The sequence below is a fragment of the Pseudomonas sp. NPDC087690 genome, from assembly GCF_044743175.1.
Taxonomy (GTDB): Bacteria; Pseudomonadota; Gammaproteobacteria; order Pseudomonadales; family Pseudomonadaceae; genus Aquipseudomonas.
This window is the reverse complement of record NZ_JBIUVX010000014.1, coordinates 23,497-40,238: the sequence shown is the minus strand read 5'-3', so window position 1 is coordinate 40,238 and position 16,742 is coordinate 23,497. Positions and strand designations below refer to the sequence as shown.

The window sequence follows — 16,742 nt, the reverse complement described above, 5'->3', positions numbered from 1 at the left end:
ATTGCGGTGTGTCAGCTGATGAATCTGTTACCTGACAAACTGCTATCGCGAGCAGGCTCACTCCTACAGGGGCCAAGCATTACTTGGCGGACTTGATCGCTGCGCCCAGTTTCTTGGCGGTGTCGGCCGGGTCGGCTTTCGGGTCGTTGATGTAGTTGGTCACGACATCAAAGAACGCGCCTTGCACCGCCAGCGTGGTCGCCATGTTGTGCGCCATGCTTGGTTGCAGGCCGCCGGACTTGGCGTCTGCCAGGAAGTCCTTGGCAGCGGTCTGTGCGCAGGAGTCGAAACCGAGCTTGTCCATGTTGTTCAACATGTCGTTGCGAACCGGGATCGAGCCTTTGTTGATGCTGAAGACTTTCTGGAAGTTTTCACCCAGCACGACCTTGGCGATGTCCTGCTGACCGGCCGCAGTGCCTGCGTCCTTCTGCTTGAACACAGCCAAGGAGTCGATGTTGTAAGTGAACGCCTTGTCGGTGCCTGGGAAAGCGACACACTGGTAATCCTTGCCGGCGATTTTCTTCGCGGCAGTCCATTCGGACTTGGCCCAGTCGCCCATGATCTGCATGCCGGCCTTGCCGTTGATGACTTTGGCCGCTTCCAGGTTCCAGTCCTGACCTTTGCCGTCGGCGTCCATGTAGGTCGCGACTTTTTTCAGTTCGGTCAGCGCCTTGACCATCTGCGGACCGGTCAGCGCATCGTTGTCCAGATCGACCAGGGCTTTCTTGTAGCCATCAACGCCCATGACCGAGAGCACCACGGCTTCGAACACGGTGCTGTCCTGCCAAGGCTGACCACCGTGGGCCAGCGGAATGAAACCCGCAGCCTTGAGCTTGTCGCCAGCGGCGTAGAATTCTTCGAGGGTGGTCGGGGCTTTTTCGATGCCGGCTTTCTTGAACACTTCCGGGTTGATCCACAGCCAGTTCACACGGTGAATGTTCACCGGTACGGCCACGTAATCACCGTCGTACTTCACGGTATCGGAGACTTTCTTGTCGAGCAGGCTGTCCCACTTTTCCGACTTGGCGACGTCTTTCAGCACGTCGGTGTCGAGCAGGCCGGTCGACGCCCATTCCTGGATGTCCGGGCCTTTGATCTGAGCAACGCCAGGCGGGTTGCCGGCGACTGCACGGCTTTTCAGCACGGTCATGGCAGTGGCACCGCCACCACCGGCGACAGCGCCGTCTTTCCAGGTGAAACCGTCTTTTTCGACTTGCGCCTTGAGCACATCAACGGCGGCTTTTTCGCCACCGGACGTCCACCAGTGCACGACTTCGACCGAACCTTTGGATTCGGCAGCGGAAACACTGAGAGGCAGAATTGCGAGCGGGAACAGGGAGGCGACAGAAATGACAGTAGCGAGGCGAGAAATCGCATTCATCTGAGATGTACCTTTCTTGTTGTTATGCATGCAAGTCTGGTGCTTGCGCTGCACAGGAGTTTAAACAGGACGTTTCCCCTCGCAGGTAACGAAGGGACGCGCGAATGTCACCACATGGTTACACAGGAGAACCCTGAGACAACTGCGCTAAAGCAGTCGCCATACTGGGTGACAAGGGTAGACGAGGGATCAGCACGGCTTGCCAGACATGATACAGATCGGGTTTGCCCGGCCAGATATCGGCGCTCGGGATGTTTTGCGGGTTGAGTTCGTGGTGCCAGCTGCCATCGCAACGGTCGATGAAATTCACTTCACAGAATTCCCAGAACAGTCGGTACCAGGTTTCGTATTGCGCATCACCGGTGCGTTTGAGCAAGGTACTGGCAGCCGCGCTGGCCTCGGCGTGCGTCCAGTGCAGACGATGGCGGACGACGGCTTTGTTGTCCCAGTCGAGGGTGTAGACGATGCCCGGCGCGCCATCGACGCTCCAGCCGTTGCGACAGTTGTGCTCGAAGAGTTTCTGCGCGTCGCTGGCCAGCCAACCCGGGGTGAGCATGCCAGCCTGGACTCGCGCCGCTTCGAGGTGCAGCAACAGCCGCGCCCACTCGAAACCATGGCCCGGTGTGGTGCCGTAAGGGCGGAAACCATCGGCGGGATTGTCGTGGTTGTATTCGCGCAGCGGTTGCCAGTCGCGGTCGAAATGTTCGATGACCATGTAACCGTTGGCGGCAGCATGACCGTGGATCACCCGCTCGACGATGCGCTGCGCGCGCACCAGCCAGCGTGGGTCTTCGGTGACATCCGCCAGTGCGAGGAACGCTTCGGTGGCGTGCATGTTGCTGTTGGCGCCGCGATAGGCTTCTTCTTCGCTCCAGTCACGGTTGAAGAATTCGCGCATGGCGCCCTCTTCTTCACTCCAGAAATACGTGTCGATGATGTCGATCGCATCATCCAGCAGCGCTTGAGCGCCGGGACGCTGTGCGACCACGGCAGAGCTCGCCGCAAGAGCGACAAAGGCATGCAAATAGGCATTCTTGCCGGTATTGCCATCACGGTGTTCGGCGACCGCAAACCAGCCGCCGTGCAGAACATCACGCAACGGCCCACGCAGAGCGGCGATGCCGTGATCGACCAGTTCGGCAAAACCCGGCAGGCCCTGAATGTGGGCCATGGCGAAGCTGTGGGTCATGCGTGCGGTGTTCATGGTTTCGGCTTGCGCGTTCGCTGGCAGACGGCCGCGTTCGTCGAGATTACCGAAGCCTTGCGGGAGTTTTGCTGCCTTGGCGAAATCCAGCAGGCGCAGGCCTTCGGCGGCGAGCCATTGCTGGTGGGCAGGGGCGTTCAGCCAACTGCTGAAGCCGGGTTGGAAGCGATCCATGGGTGGCCTTTTTTGTTGTTATGACTGCGGGGAGTCTAAACAACGGACCGGGGCGGGCTTGTAACGAAGGGGGCGGGGTTTGTCACTGATCCGTGACAAAGAGCCACCCTCACCCCAGCCCTCTCCCGGAGGTAGAGGGGGCCGACCGAGTGGTGCTGAGTTATCCGCCGACCTGACACATCGAGTCGATTATGGATTCGCTACCGGACTACCAGGTCGGCGTATCTCTGCAGCATCCCCCGATCAGTCCCCTCTCCCCCCGGGAGAGGGCTAGGGTGAGGGAAAGCTTTTGACTCAATCCGCCGAACGCGGCAATTGCAGGGTCACCCGCAACCCACCCTCACGCAAATTCTGCAACGTCACTTCCCCACCATGACTGTGGGCAATGTTGCGCGCGATGCCCAACCCCAGCCCATAACCCTGCTGCTGCCCCGCCAACCTGAAGTGCGGCTCAAACACCTGCTCCAGCCGTTGCTCCGGCACGCCCGGCCCTTCATCATCAACGTGCAAGACAAACGCGCTGTCATCATCATCGATGTGCAAATGTGCGTTCTGCCCGTACTTCAACGCGTTGTCGATCAGGTTGCCGATACAACGCTTCAACGCCAGAGGCTTGCCCGGATACGCCGCCAACGCGCGGCCATGCTGAGTCACGCGACCGTTGCCGTTCGGCGCCAGGTACGGTTCGACCAGACAATCCAGCACATGGTTGAGATCCACCGGTTCGATGTTCTCGTGGATGTCGGTGTCTTTCACACACTGCAGCGCACCTTTGACCAGCAGTTCCAGCTCATCCAGATCACGGCCGAACTTGGCTTGCAGCTTTTCGTCTTCGAGCAATTCGACACGCAAACGCAAACGGGTAATAGGCGTGCGCAGGTCATGGGAGATCGCGCTGAACAACTGGCTGCGTTCAGTCAGGTAACGGCTGATGCGTTCGCGCATGGTGTTGAACGCACGCCCCACTTCGACCACCTCACTGCCGCCGCCCTCGGCCACCGGCTCGACGTCGGCGCCCAGCGACAAATCCCGCGCAGCCCGTGCCAGACGCTTGAGCGGCCGGCTCTGCCAGTGCACCAGCAGACCGATGAACAGCAGCAGGAATCCGCTGGTGAGAACGATGAACCACACCTGTTGCGAGGGTAGGCCTTGCTCTTCAAGGCTGGTGTACGGCTCGGGCAACAACGAAGCGATGTACAACCATTCACCCGGGGCCATTTGAATCTGCGTGACCAGCACGGGTGGGTTTACCGGTTCCAGAGTCAGCGCGTAATGCGCCCAGGAACGTGGCAATTCATCGAGTTTCAGCCCGGCGTTGAAGATCCGCAGGTCTTCGGGGCTGACAAAGGTCACCGAGATATCGGTGTCATGGCCCAACGTCTGCCGCAGCACTTCGTCGACCGCTTTCATCACCGCCGCTTTACGCGGCGTGACCGGCAGCACGTCCATACCCAATGGTTTGTCGTTCAGGGTCACCACGAAGCGGGTACCACCCATGCTGCGCAATTGATCGAGCACCAACGGCCGATAAGCCACCGGCAGAGAGCGGAAGTAACTGACGCTGGCGGTCATCGAATGGGCGAGACTGCGGGCGCTGGTGACCAGACCTTCGAGCTGGGTGGCGCGCAGTTGCGAGACCCAGATCACGCTGGACAATGTCTGCGCAAACAGCACGGCGAGCAAGGTCAGCAGCAACATCCGCCCGAGCAGCGAGCGCGGCACCGGCACCTTGGCGGCGAGCTTGCGCAGCGACTCAGTGAGCATTGCCGGCAACCACGTTGGCTGCCAGTTGGTAGCCGCTGCCGCGCACGGTGCGGATCAGTCGTGGCGGTTTCTCGGTGTCGCGCAGACGCTGACGCAAACGGCTGACGGCCATGTCGACGATGCGATCGAGCGGCATCAGGTCACGGCCCCGGGTAGCGTTGCCGATGGTGTCGCGGTCGAGGATTTCCTGCGGGTGATCAAGAAACAGCTTCAGCAGGGCGAAGTCGGCGCCGGAGAGAATCACTTCCTCGCCGTCGGTGTGGAACAGCCGATGGCTGACCATGTCCAGCCGCCATTCATCGAACGCCAGCACTTCACTGCCGCTGCGCTCCTGGCCGAATTGCGCGCGGCGCAGCAGGGCTTTGATCCGGGCTTGCAGTTCGCGCGGGCTGAAGGGTTTGCCGAGATAGTCGTCGGCGCCCAGCTCCAGGCCGATCACGCGGTCGGCTTCGTCGGAACTGGCGGTGAGCATGATGATCGGCACCTGCGCCTGACGCGGATGCTGACGCACCCAACGGCACAAGCTGAAGCCGTCTTCGTCGGGCAGCATGACATCGAGGATCACCAGATCGCTCGGCGCCTCGTTGAGTGCCTGACGAAAACTGGCACCGTCGGCGGTGGCCCGCACCTGAAACCCGGCGCGGGTCAGGTAGGTTTCCAGCAACTCGCGTATTTCCTGGTCGTCATCGACCAACAATATCGACTTGTTGACTGAGCTCACTTCGAAGGCATCCTTGTTGTTGGAATTGGGGCGGATTATGCCTTAAGCATCGATTTTACAAACACCACAAAACAACTGTAGGAGTGAGCCTGCTCGCGATAGCGGTCTTACATTCAACACATTCGTTGACTGACGTACCGCTATCGCGAGCAGGCTCACTCCTACAGTTTGATTGCATTTCAGGTCGGGATTGATTGGTCCAGGGCCACACCGGCACCGACAAGCCCGGAATACGGCGCTGTCACCAGCCACACCGGAATGCCTTTGAAATAATCGCTCATACAACCTTTGTCGGCGAAGCTGCGGGCGAAACCGCTTTCGAGGAAGAAATCGGCAAAGCGTGGAATCACCCCGCCAACGATATACACCCCGCCACGCCCGCCCGTGGTCAGCACGTTGTTGCCGGCCACGCGGCCGAGCCAGCAGCAGAACTGCTCGAGCACTTCCAGGGCAATCGGATCACCGGCCAAACCAGCTGCCGTAATCGCTTCCGGCGTATCCAGCGTCGGTTCATGGCCGTCCACTGCGCAAATCGCCCGGTAAACCCGTGGCAAGCCGCCGCCGCTCAACGCGGTCTCGGCGCTGACATGACCGATCTCATTGTGGATGTGCTGCCACAGCTGGGTTTCACGCGGGCTGCTTAACGGCAGATCGACGTGACCGCCCTCGCCCGGCAACGCCGCGAAACGACCTTCACCGAGATCGAGCAAGGTGCCGACGCCAAGACCAGTGCCCGGCCCGATCACCACCGCCGGGCGCAACGGCTCCGGCGTGCCCGCGCAGACCACGCGGAATTCGCCCGGCTGCAAACGGGTCATGCCCAGCGCCATCGCCGAGAAATCGTTGACCAGCAACAACTGTTCGACCTGCAAGGTTTTGCAGAACGCCGTGCGGCTCAGCCGCCAGTGGTTATTGGTGAACTTGAACTCATCGCCGCTGACCGGGCCGGCCACCGACAGGCACACCGAACCGATCGAACCCAGCGCCAGGCCAAGCCCGCTCAGATAGAGGCTGATCGCCTCTTCCGGGCTGGCATGGTCGGCCGTAGCCAGCACCTGAACCGCTTCCAGTTGCTGGTTTTTCCACAACGCGAACCGTGCGTTGGTGCCTCCGATGTCACCGACCAAAGCCAGTTTCAATTAAGCGTCTCCAGGGCAGAAGTGAAGGCGCTGGCGCCCTGCTCCGCCGAGCTGAAGGCCAAACGCATAAAGCCAAACAGTTCGCGACCGCTGCCGATGTTGTTGCCCAACAGGCCTTTGGCGGGTTCGCGCGCTGCAAATTCTGCGGCGTCGACTTTAAGTTCCAAAGTGCCTTTGACGCCATCGACGCGGATGATATCGCCCTCTTGCACGCGTGCCAAAGCGCCACCGACATAAGCTTCCGGGCTGACGTGAATCGCCGCCGGGATTTTCCCCGAGGCGCCGGACATGCGCCCGTCTGTCACCAGCGCGACTTTGAAGCCGCGATCCTGCAGTACGCCAAGGAACGGCGTCATCTTGTGCAGTTCCGGCATGCCGTTGGAACGCGGACCCTGGAAGCGCATCACCGCAACGAAATCCTTTTCCAGCAGACCGGCCTTGAACGCATCGGCCAGGTCCTGCTGATCCTGGAACACCATCGCCGGTGCTTCGACGATCTGGTTTTCCAGCGCCACAGCGGACACCTTCATCACACCGCGACCGAGGTTGCCTTCCATCACCCGCAAACCACCCTCCGTCGAGAACGCACGGGCGACCGGGCGCAGGATGTTTTCGTCGAGGCTGTCGACCGGGCCTTCGCGCCAGACCAGCTCGCCGTTATCAAGGAACGGTTCTTTGGTGTACTTGCTCAAGCCGTGGCCGAGCACGGTGTTGACGTCTTCGTGCAGCAGGCCGGCGCCGAGCAGTTCGCGGATCAGGAACGACATGCCGCCCGCTGCCTGGAAGTGGTTGATGTCGGCTTTGCCGTTCGGGTAAACGTGGCTCAGGGTTGGCACGACTTCGGAGAGGTCGGCCATGTCCTGCCAGGTCAGTTGAATACCTGCGGCCATGGCGATGGCCGGCATGTGCAGGGTGTGGTTGGTCGAACCGCCGGTGGCGTGCAACGCGACGATCGAGTTGACCAGCGACTTCTCGTCGACGATTTCGCCGATCGGCATGAAGTTGCCGTTCTGCTTGGTCAGACGCGTGACTTGATGCGCGGCTTCGCGGGTCAGCGCGTCACGCAGCGGCGTGTTCGGATTGACGAAAGAGGCGCCCGGCAAGTGCAGGCCCATGACTTCCATCAGCAACTGGTTGGTGTTGGCGGTGCCGTAGAACGTGCAGGTGCCCGGGCTGTGGTAGGACTTCATCTCCGATTCCAGCAGCTCTTCGCGGGTGGCTTTGCCTTCGGCGTACTTCTGCCGCACGTCGGCTTTTTCCTTGTTGGAAATCCCCGAGACCATCGGCCCGCCCGGGACGAAAATCGTCGGCAGGTGACCGAAGCGCAGCGAACCCATCATCAGGCCCGGGACGATCTTGTCGCAGATGCCGAGCATCAGCGCGCCGTCGAACATATTGTGCGACAGCGCCACAGCGGTGGACATGGCGATCACTTCGCGGCTCGGCAGGCTCAGTTCCATGCCCGGTTCGCCTTGGGTCACACCGTCGCACATCGCCGGAGTGCCGCCAGCGAACTGGCCGACCGAGCCGATTTCGCGCAGGGCGTTCTTGATCTGTTCCGGGAACACTTCGTACGGCTGGTGCGCCGAGAGCATGTCGTTATACGAAGAAACAATGGCGATGTTCGCCGAGTTCATCATCCGCAGGCTGTGTTTGTCTTCACTGCCGCAACCGGCCACGCCATGGGCGAAGTTGGCGCATTGCAGCTTGCCGCGCATCGGCCCGTCAGTGGCGGCGCCGCGAATCAGTGCAAGGTAAGCCTGACGCGTGGCGCGGCTGCGGGCGATAAGCCGTTCGGTGACCTCAAGAACGCGGGGATGCATGTGTAGAACTCCAGGCTAACGGATGTGGCGACCTGATTGTCTATGCTGATCAAACGCCGTTGTTGTTGGAATGACAGACGGCTTTTTTGACCATTCGGACCAGTTGATTCAGGTCACTCGTTGTAGATAAAACAAAATATTGCCATTAAAAAGGCTTGTTTTCTATTTTTATGCGAATAATCTTGTAATTCCAACAACAAAACGACGGCGGCGCTGTTCCATGACTCTTCGAATCGCAATCAATGGTTTTGGCCGCATCGGCCGTAATGTCCTGCGCGCACTGTATACCCAAGGCTATCGACAGGATTTGCAGATCGTCGCCATCAACGATCTGGGCGATAGCTCGATCAATGCTCATCTGCTCAAATACGACACCGTTCACGGCACGTTTGACGCGCAAGTCGAACATGACAATGAAAGTCTGACCGTCAACGGCGACCGCATTGCGGTCAGCGCGATTCGCAACCCGGCCGAACTGCCATGGGCGGCGGAAAAGATTGATGTGGTGTTCGAATGCACCGGTCTCTTTACCGATCGCGCCAAAGCGGCCGCGCATATTACTGCCGGCGCGCGCAAAGTCATTATTTCAGCGCCGGCCAAAGGTGCCGACGCCACTGTTGTCTATGGTGTTAACCACGACATTCTGCGCCAGTCGCACCAGATCATCTCCAACGCTTCGTGCACCACCAACTGCCTGGCGCCAGTGGCGCAAGTGCTGCACCGTGAGCTGGGCATTGAAAGCGGTCTGATGACCACGATTCATGCCTACACCAACGACCAGAATCTGACTGACGTCTATCACACCGACCCGTACCGCGCGCGTTCGGCCACGCAGAACATGATCCCGAGCAAGACCGGTGCCGCTGAAGCGGTGGGCCTGGTGCTGCCGGAACTGGCGGGCAAACTGACCGGCATGGCCGTGCGGGTGCCGGTGATCAATGTGTCGCTGGTGGATTTGACCGTGCAGCTGAAAAAAGAAGCCAGCGCCGAAGAGGTCAACGCGCTGATGAAGTCTGCGAGCCAGCACTCGAAAATTTTGGGTTACAACACATTGCCGCTGGTTTCCAGCGACTTCAACCACAACCCGCTGTCGTCGATCTTCGACGCCAACCACACCAAATCCAGCGGCAAACTGCTGAAAGTGCTGGCCTGGTATGACAACGAGTGGGGTTTCTCGAATCGCATGCTGGATAACTGCCTGGCGTTGTGTAACGCCGAGTAATCCGACATTGGCGGGGTGCTCTCACCTGATGGCCTAACGTAAATCCATGTAGGAGCTGCCGAAGGCTGCGATCTTTTGATCTTGTTTTTAAGATCAACATCAAATGATCGCAGCCTTCGGCAGCTCCTACATTTATCTGCGTCGATCACAAAACAATACTTGACCACTCGACTAGATGATAAGCATTATCATTCGCTTGAAATCGATCAGGTCCTCCCGTGAGTCAATCGCGCTTCAACCACGTATTCCTCACCCAGCGCACCTCGCTGCTGCGTACGCTGGAACGGATGGTCAACAATCACAGCACCGCTGAAGACCTGCTGCAGGAGACCTACCTGCGCGTGACGCGGGCGTTGAGCGAGCGGGCCATCGATCACCTCGAACCTTTTGTCTTTCAGACCGCGCGCAATCTGGCGCTGGATCATTTGCGCGCGCGCAAGATCCATTCGCGAACCATGGTTGATGACGTGCCGCAGGATGTCGTGCACAGCATCGCCGCCCCTGCCAGCAGCGCCGAAGATGCCGCCCACGCCGAACAGATGCTGGAGCGCCTGAACGTGAGCCTCAGTCAACTCAGCCCCCGCCAGCAGCAGATTTTCATCCTCAGCCGTTTGCACGGGAACAGTTATCAGGAAATCGCTGATGAACTGAACGTATCCCTCAGCACCGTGCAGAAAGAACTTAAGCTGATCATGAGCATTTGCATCGGCGTCGCTGAACGACACGACAGCAGCGGCAAGCTGTAAGCTTCAAGCTTCAAGCTTCAAGCTTCAAGCTTCAAGCTCCAAGTAAAAACGAAAAGCAGTACACGCATCTGGCTTGCAGCTTGCAGCTTGACGCTAGAAACTGCTTCGCCAGAAGCCCGAGGAAACACCGTGACGGACACCCACCGCTCGCCTTCGCCGGATTCGGTGCAGGACGCTGCAAACGCAATGGACCAGGCTTTGGACTGGCTCATCGTGCTCGGCAGCCCGGACGATGAGCAGACCCGGCAGTTCCATGCCTGGCTGGCGGCCGATCCGTTGAACGCCGAGGCGTTTGCCAAGGCTCAGGCGATCTGGGACGGCCCGCAAGTCGCCTTGTGCGCGCAAAGCCTGGCGGCGAAACCTGCGAAAGTCACCGTCCTCAAGCGTCTGCGTCCGCACTGGAAACCGCTGGCCACTGCTGCGGTGCTGATCCTCGGTTTGTTCAGTTTCAGTAACTTGCCGATGCGGATTCAAGCCGATCATCTGACCGTCGTCGGCGAGCGCCAGCGTCTGCAACTGGAGGACGGCTCGAAAGTTCTGCTCAATACCAATTCGGCATTCTCCAGCACCATCAATGATCAGCAGCGCGTTGCCCGATTGTTTCAAGGCGAGGCGTTTTTCGAAATCGCCAGCGGCCGCAGTCAACCGCTGGAAATCGATGCCGGGCCGGTCACTGCCAGCGTGCGCGATACCGCGTTCGCCGTGCGCTATCTCGATGGTGTCGCGCAGGTCAATGTGCAGCGTGGCGACGTCGATTTGCGCGCCACGCATAACGATGCTCGTGTGCGCCTGACTGCCGGCGAAAGCATTCGCATCGGCCCCAACGGCTTCGACCGCCCAGCCAAACTCGACGCCAACACGGACCTGGCATGGGTCCAGGGCCGACTGGTGTTCGAGAACTGCCCGTTGAATCAGGTGCTGGCCGAATTGCGCCGCTACTATCCAGGCTGGATCATCAACACCAACGAGCAATTGGCCGACGTCGCCGTGACCGGCAATTACCGTCTGGATCAGCCGCTCGACGTGGTTCGCTCCCTCGCTCACATCACCTCGGCGCAACTGAAAGAATTCCCCGCCGTGGTCATCCTGAACTAAATGAGAATTATTTTTACTCGATAGCCAACGTCAGTACGTCTCGTTATAGCCAATGCAATTGATTCGCATCACGCGAAGCCAATCAGCCCCTATAAAGATTCGTGCGACACGGAGCGCTATCGATGTCCTCTCGCCTTACCCGCCAGACTTCCTCCCCTTCCCGCGTATTGTCGCTGCTGACCGCTGCCATCCTCATGGCCGGCACCGCACCGCTGATGGCTGCCACCGAGACGCCTGCGCGCAACATGGGGGATTACTCGTTCGCCATCAGTCAGCAACCGCTGGTGTCAGCCCTCAATGCCTTCACCGCCGTAACCGGCTGGCAAGTCGGTTTGCCGGCAGAACTGGGTCAGGGCGTGTCGTCGCCGGGCGTGCGCGGCTCGTTGCCCCCGGAAAAAGCCCTCGAGCGTCTGTTGGTGGGGACCAACCTGAGCTTCCGCAAAATCAGCAACAACAACGTCGTGCTGGAAAAGCGCAACGCCAGCGGCACGCTCAATCTGGATCAGGTGACCATCAGCGCCACCCGTCAGGAGCAGTCGGTCAATAGCGTTCCGGCCACTGTCACCGTGCAGACCCGTCAGGATCTGGACCGCAACAACGTCAACACCATCAAGGATCTGGTGCGCTACGAGCCGGGCGTGTCCGTCGGCGGCGCCGGTACACGTGGCGGCATCAGCGGTTACAACATTCGTGGCATCGACGGCGACCGCATCCTCACGCAAGTCGACGGTGTGGAAGTGCCGGACGGTTTCTTCAACGGTCCGTACGCCAAGACCCAGCGCAATTACGTCGACCCGGAAATCGTCAAACGCGTGGAAATCCTCCGTGGCCCGGCCTCGGTGCTGTACGGCAGCAACGCCATCGGCGGCGCCGTCAGCTACTACACCCTCGATGCCGACGACATCATCAAACCCGGCAAAGACGTCGGCGCACGCCTGAAAACCGGTTACAGCTCGGCCGACGAGAGCTGGCTGAAGTCCGCCACCGTCGCCGGTCGTGCCGACCAGTTCGACGGGTTGCTGCATTACAGCCAGCGCGACGGCCACGAAACCGATTCCTACGGCAGCAACAACGGCACGGGTCTCGAGCGCACTGCCGCCAACCCGGAAGACGTCAACGCCTACAACGTGCTGGCCAAGGTCGGCTGGAACTACAACGACGATTCGCGTCTGGGCCTGACCTACGAAAAGTACAAGGATGATCGCGATACCGATCAGAAAAGCGCTTACGGTGGCCCGTACTTTGCCGGCGCCCCAACGATTCCCAACAGCGTACTGCCCGGCGGCATGTACCAGTGGCGCACCGGCAACGACACCATCACCCGTGAGCGTTTCGGCCTCGAACACTCGTTCGCCCTCGACAGCCTGCTGGTCGACAACGTGAAGTGGAGCCTCAACCACCAGATCGCCAAGACTGACCAGAGTACCGAAGAGTTCTACTACCCGATCACCCGTAAAGTGCTGCGTACTCGCGACACGATTTACGAAGAAAAGCAGTGGGTGTTCGACGCACAACTGGACAAGGCGTTTGCCATCGGCGACACCGATCATGTGCTGACCTACGGCACCACCCTCAAGCAACAAAAAGTCACCGGCTCGCGCAGCGGCGACGGCAAATGCCTGGCGGTCGGTCGCGGCTGCACGGCCATTGGTGCGACCAGTGCCGCTGACGTACTGAAAAAGGCTACGGACTTTCCGGACCCGACCATCAACACCTACAGCCTGTTCGCTCAGGATCAGATCAGCTGGAACAACTGGACCTTCCTGCCGGGCCTGCGCTACGACTACACCCAGCTCAAGCCGCACATCACTCAGGAATTTCTCAACACCGTCGCCGCCGATGGCCAAGGCACCGTCAGCGACGAGAACAAGACCTGGCATAAAGTCTCGCCAAAATTCGGCCTGACCTACGCCCTGACTGAGAACTACACCTGGTACGGTCAGTACGCCGAAGGCTTCCGCACCCCGACCGCGAAAGCCCTGTACGGCCGCTTCGAAAACACCACCACCGGCTACAACGTCGCGCCCAATCCGGACCTGGAACCGGAAAAAAGCAAAAGTTATGAGACCGGTCTGCGCGGCAACTTCGAACAAGGTTCGTTCGACGTGGCGGTGTTCTATAACAAGTACCGCGACTTCATCAACGAAGACGCCGTTACCCCTGGCTACGACGAGCTGACCTTCCAGTCGAGCAACATCAAACACGCCACCATCAAGGGTGCGGAAGTCAAAGGTCGTCTGAATCTGGATGCGTTCGGCGCGCCGCAAGGCCTCTACACCCAAGGCTCGATTGCCTACGCCTACGGTCGCAACAATGACACCGGCGAGCCACTCAACAGCGTCAACCCGCTGACCGGCGTGTTCGGTCTGGGTTACGACCAGGACAACTACGGCGGCCTGCTGAGCTGGACCGTGGTGAAGAAAAAGGATCGCGTCGACGACAGCAACTTCAAGTCGCCGGACGGCGTCAGCAGCCAGTTCAAAACCCCGGGCTTCGGCATTCTTGATCTGGCCGGCTATTACAAAGTCACCGACGACGTCACCGTCAGCGGCGGCATCTACAACCTGACCGACAAGAAATACTGGCTGTGGGATGACGTGCGCGGTTACGACAGCGTCGGCGAGGCTTCGGTGACGCAACCGGCCAACCTCGATCGCCTGACCCAACCGGGCCGCAACTTCGCGATCAACCTGATCTGGGACATCTGATCCGGCCAACCTCACCGCGCGTGTTCAGGCACCGCGCCGTGAGGTTTTTTTACGCTTGCACGTCGCTTTGTTCGTCTCGTTATCAAGCGCCTCTTTTATCAAGGACATGTCATGACCACTTCGGAAAAAGCCCTGCGTTCACAACGTCTGAACCAGATCACCCACGAGCCGCACAGCAAACTCGATGCACTGGTGAAGGCGCACGCGCCGTTCGAGACCCGCGCCAACTTCGCCCGTTTCGTCGTCGCGCAGTACCTGTTCCAGTCGGAACTGGTCGACCTGTACAACGACGCCGAACTGACCGCCATTGTCCCTGACCTGCCAGCGCGTTGCCGCGCCGAAGCGGCCAAAGCTGACCTGGCTGATCTGCACACCGAAGTGCCGGCACCGGTCGCAGGCGCCGTGACAAACCCGAGCAAGGCCCGTGCCCTGGGCTGGATCTTTGTTTCCGAAGGTTCCAAGCTCGGTGCGGCGTTCCTGATCAAACGCGCGGTGGCGCTGGAGCTGAGCGAAACCTTCGGTGCCCGTCATCTCGGCGAGCCTGAAGGTGGCCGTGCCGAAGGCTGGAAAAGCTTCGTGCGCACTCTCGATTCGCTGCAGTTCAGCGCTGAAGAAGAGGCTGAGGTGGAGCAAGGCGCGATCGATGCGTTCAACCGCTTCACCGTGTTGCTGGAACAGGCTTACGCCACAGAAGCCGAACCGGCCTGACACAACACACATACCCCTGTAGGAGTGAGCCTGCTCGCGATGGCGTCCTGTCATTCAACATGAATGTCGACTGATACACCGCTATCGCGAGCAGGCTCACTCCTACAGGTGTCCTGCGTAAGCCTGTAAGATCTCCATTCCGCTTCAGAAGCCACCGCGTAGCCCATGCCGCAACCCGCCTCCTCGAAACTCGCCCGCGTGCTGTTCGGCCTGCTGGCCTACGTCAGTCTTGGCATTGGCCTGATCGCCATTGTCGTGCCCGGCCTGCCGACCACCGAGTTCATCCTCCTCGCCGCCTGGGCCGCGACCCGCAGCTCGCCGCGCCTGAGTGCCTGGCTGGAAAACCATCGCCTGTTCGGGCCGATCCTCAGCAACTGGCGCAACGGCAAGATCATCGCGCGCAAGGCCAAGGTCAGCGCCACGGTAAGCATGTTGCTCTGCGCCACGTTGATGCTGGTGATGCTCGATCACGGCTGGCCGATCTATCTGGCGATTGCCGGGATGAGCCTGGGCAATCTGTGGATCTGGTCGCGTCCGGAATCCCTGCCAAAACCTGTTTGATCAGCCGCCGAAAATTTGCCGATGACCGGTCACGCACCGTTCACAGTCTTGAAACATCCCTGTAATTTTCCCCTTTTTCAGCACTTTCCCCTGCGCAAACGTTTAGCGCTGACCGTTCGTCGGCAGCCGCCTCATGCGCTCTCGTTCCACGCCGATGAGCATTGAATGGCGCTGAATGGAATTGGCGAACCGGATAGTTCATGTCCGCCTGCCACCCGTTTATTCATTCGCGAGATCGCCCCATGTTCGACTCTCTGTCCATTCGCCTGAAAATCGTTCTGCTCTCCGGCCTGTGCCTGCTCGGTGTGGTTGCGCTGATCGTCGGCATGAACATCTACCAGACCAACCAGAACGACGAACTGGTCAGCAACTCCAGCAACAAGCTGCTCACCGCCAGCGTGCAGAACCTGTTGCAAGCCAAAGCCGCCGAGCAAGCCGTGCGGGTGCAGAAAACCTTCGGCGAAAGCCTGACGGTGATCACGGCCGTGGCTGACCAGATCAAGGACCTGCGCGTCATGGCCGCCAAGCGTTCGCTGGATGCTGGCGCCTTGCGTGAAGAGTTGAACCTGAGCCTGAAAACCGCATTCGAGCGTAACGACAAAGTGCTCGGCATCTGGCTCGCCTTCGAACCGAACGCTCTCGACGGCAAGGACAGCGAGTTCGCCAACGACGCCGCGCGCCAGTCCAACGAAGCCGGGCGCTTCGCCACGTACTGGAGCCGCGCCGCCGGCGCCTCACTGAACACGATCATGGTCGAAGAAGACCTGACCAAAACCACCCTCAGCGTCAGCGGCACGCCTTACAACAGTTGGTACACCTGCCCTCGCGATGCCAAGCGCACCTGCCTGCTCGACCCGTATGCCGACACCGTCGGTGGCAAGGAAATGCTCATGACGACCATTTCCGTGCCGTTGATCGTCGACGGCAAAGCCATCGGTGTGGTCGGTGTCGACATCGCCCTCGACGCCCTGCAAGCAGCCGCCGTGGACTCCCAGCGCAACCTGTTCAACAACGCCGGGCACATGCTGATCGTCTCCGGCAGCGGTGTGCTCGCTGCCGACAGTTCCGACGCCACCAAGGTCGGTAAAAAAATCAGCGACACCCTCGGTGCCGATGGCCAGGATGTGCTGCAACTGCTGACCTCCGGCACCCCGAAGATTCTCGAACACGGCGAGCTGATTCGTGCGGTGTACCCGGTTGACCCGATTGGCAATTCGCGTGCCTGGGGCGTGGTCATCGATCTGCCGAAACAAGTGCTGCTGGCCGACTCGGTCAAGCTGCAAGCGGTACTCGATGATGCGCAGGAAACCGGTGTGATCACCGCGCTGCTGGTCGCCGTGGTTGCCGGTCTGGTTGGCCTGCTGCTGATCTGGCTGACCGCCTCCGGGGTGACTCGTCCGATCAACAGCGTTGCCGAAATGCTGAAGAACATTGCCAGCGGTGAAGGCGATCTGACCCAGCGCCTGAACTACAGCAAAAAAGATGAACTGGGCGAA

At 60.0% G+C, this 16,742-nt stretch carries 12 protein-coding genes and 1 pseudogene; 7 read left to right on the top strand and 6 right to left on the bottom strand.

Annotation, left to right across the window (positions count from 1 at the left end; all coding sequences use genetic code 11):
- Window positions 1-79: 79 nt before the first annotated feature.
- From ACIPIZ_RS15865 to edd, 6 genes are all read right to left on the bottom strand, one after another.
- Window positions 80-1,381, bottom strand: a complete 1,302-nt coding sequence (locus ACIPIZ_RS15865; RefSeq protein WP_064391723.1) for an ABC transporter substrate-binding protein — start codon at window positions 1,379-1,381, stop codon at window positions 80-82.
- A 118-nt stretch (window positions 1,382-1,499) separates the two neighbouring features.
- A complete protein-coding gene (locus ACIPIZ_RS15860) occupies window positions 1,500-2,759 on the bottom strand; it encodes an AGE family epimerase/isomerase (RefSeq protein ID WP_401166016.1) in 1,260 nt (419 codons plus the stop codon).
- Between the two features lie 294 nt (window positions 2,760-3,053).
- Window positions 3,054-4,523, bottom strand: coding sequence for an ATP-binding protein (locus tag ACIPIZ_RS15855; RefSeq protein WP_007917878.1), 1,470 nt, complete (start codon window positions 4,521-4,523; stop codon window positions 3,054-3,056).
- The gene (locus ACIPIZ_RS15850; RefSeq protein ID WP_064391728.1) at window positions 4,513-5,244 is read right to left on the bottom strand and encodes a response regulator; all 732 of its coding nucleotides are present in this window, start codon (window positions 5,242-5,244) and stop codon (window positions 4,513-4,515) included. Before ACIPIZ_RS15850 ends, ACIPIZ_RS15855 begins: the two co-directional genes overlap by 11 nt.
- 179 nt (window positions 5,245-5,423) lie before the next feature.
- Window positions 5,424-6,383, bottom strand: coding sequence for a glucokinase (locus ACIPIZ_RS15845; protein WP_401166014.1), 960 nt, complete (start codon window positions 6,381-6,383; stop codon window positions 5,424-5,426).
- Window positions 6,380-8,206: a phosphogluconate dehydratase gene (gene edd, locus ACIPIZ_RS15840; protein ID WP_401166012.1), complete on the bottom strand. Its 1,827-nt coding sequence runs from the start codon at window positions 8,204-8,206 to the stop codon at window positions 6,380-6,382. Before edd ends, ACIPIZ_RS15845 begins: the two co-directional genes overlap by 4 nt.
- Window positions 8,207-8,426: 220 nt before the next feature.
- On the opposite strand from edd, the gene gap reads away from it, so the two are divergent.
- The 7 genes and pseudogenes from gap to ACIPIZ_RS15805 form a co-directional block, all read left to right on the top strand.
- On the top strand, window positions 8,427-9,428 hold the full coding sequence (gene gap / locus ACIPIZ_RS15835) for a type I glyceraldehyde-3-phosphate dehydrogenase (protein WP_064391732.1): 1,002 nt from the start codon (window positions 8,427-8,429) through the stop codon (window positions 9,426-9,428).
- A gap of 218 nt (window positions 9,429-9,646) precedes the next feature.
- Complete coding sequence (locus ACIPIZ_RS15830; protein ID WP_064391734.1) at window positions 9,647-10,174, top strand: RNA polymerase sigma factor; 528 nt, start codon at window positions 9,647-9,649, stop codon at window positions 10,172-10,174.
- Window positions 10,175-10,303: 129 nt separating this feature from the next.
- Window positions 10,304-11,269 (top strand): FecR domain-containing protein, encoded by a 966-nt coding sequence (locus ACIPIZ_RS15825; protein ID WP_253482137.1) that lies wholly within the window; start codon window positions 10,304-10,306, stop codon window positions 11,267-11,269.
- A 122-nt stretch (window positions 11,270-11,391) separates the two neighbouring features.
- On the top strand, window positions 11,392-13,977 hold the full coding sequence (locus ACIPIZ_RS15820) for a TonB-dependent receptor (RefSeq protein WP_064391737.1): 2,586 nt from the start codon (window positions 11,392-11,394) through the stop codon (window positions 13,975-13,977).
- A gap of 111 nt (window positions 13,978-14,088) precedes the next feature.
- Window positions 14,089-14,685, top strand: a complete 597-nt coding sequence (locus ACIPIZ_RS15815; RefSeq protein ID WP_064391739.1) for a biliverdin-producing heme oxygenase — start codon at window positions 14,089-14,091, stop codon at window positions 14,683-14,685.
- A 165-nt stretch (window positions 14,686-14,850) separates the two neighbouring features.
- Window positions 14,851-15,246 (top strand): YbaN family protein, encoded by a 396-nt coding sequence (locus tag ACIPIZ_RS15810; RefSeq protein ID WP_105706995.1) that lies wholly within the window; start codon window positions 14,851-14,853, stop codon window positions 15,244-15,246.
- A 200-nt stretch (window positions 15,247-15,446) separates the two neighbouring features.
- Window positions 15,447-16,721, top strand: a pseudogene (locus ACIPIZ_RS15805) (chemotaxis protein); the annotation flags it as partial.
- Window positions 16,722-16,742 lie beyond the last annotated feature (21 nt).

Excerpts from the sequence above, each read along its gene's own strand:
- ACIPIZ_RS15810 (WP_105706995.1), top strand. The coding sequence starts at position 14,851 with ATGCCGCAACCCGCCTCCTCGAAACTCGCCCGCGTGCTGTTCGGCCTG.
- ACIPIZ_RS15860 (WP_401166016.1), bottom strand. The coding sequence starts at position 2,759 with ATGGATCGCTTCCAACCCGGCTTCAGCAGTTGGCTGAACGCCCCTGCC.
- ACIPIZ_RS15855 (WP_007917878.1), bottom strand. The coding sequence starts at position 4,523 with ATGCTCACTGAGTCGCTGCGCAAGCTCGCCGCCAAGGTGCCGGTGCCG.
- gap (WP_064391732.1), top strand. The coding sequence starts at position 8,427 with ATGACTCTTCGAATCGCAATCAATGGTTTTGGCCGCATCGGCCGTAAT.
- ACIPIZ_RS15865 (WP_064391723.1), bottom strand. The coding sequence starts at position 1,381 with ATGAATGCGATTTCTCGCCTCGCTACTGTCATTTCTGTCGCCTCCCTG.
- edd (WP_401166012.1), bottom strand. The coding sequence starts at position 8,206 with ATGCATCCCCGCGTTCTTGAGGTCACCGAACGGCTTATCGCCCGCAGC.
- ACIPIZ_RS15815 (WP_064391739.1), top strand. The coding sequence starts at position 14,089 with ATGACCACTTCGGAAAAAGCCCTGCGTTCACAACGTCTGAACCAGATC.
- ACIPIZ_RS15820 (WP_064391737.1), top strand. The coding sequence starts at position 11,392 with ATGTCCTCTCGCCTTACCCGCCAGACTTCCTCCCCTTCCCGCGTATTG.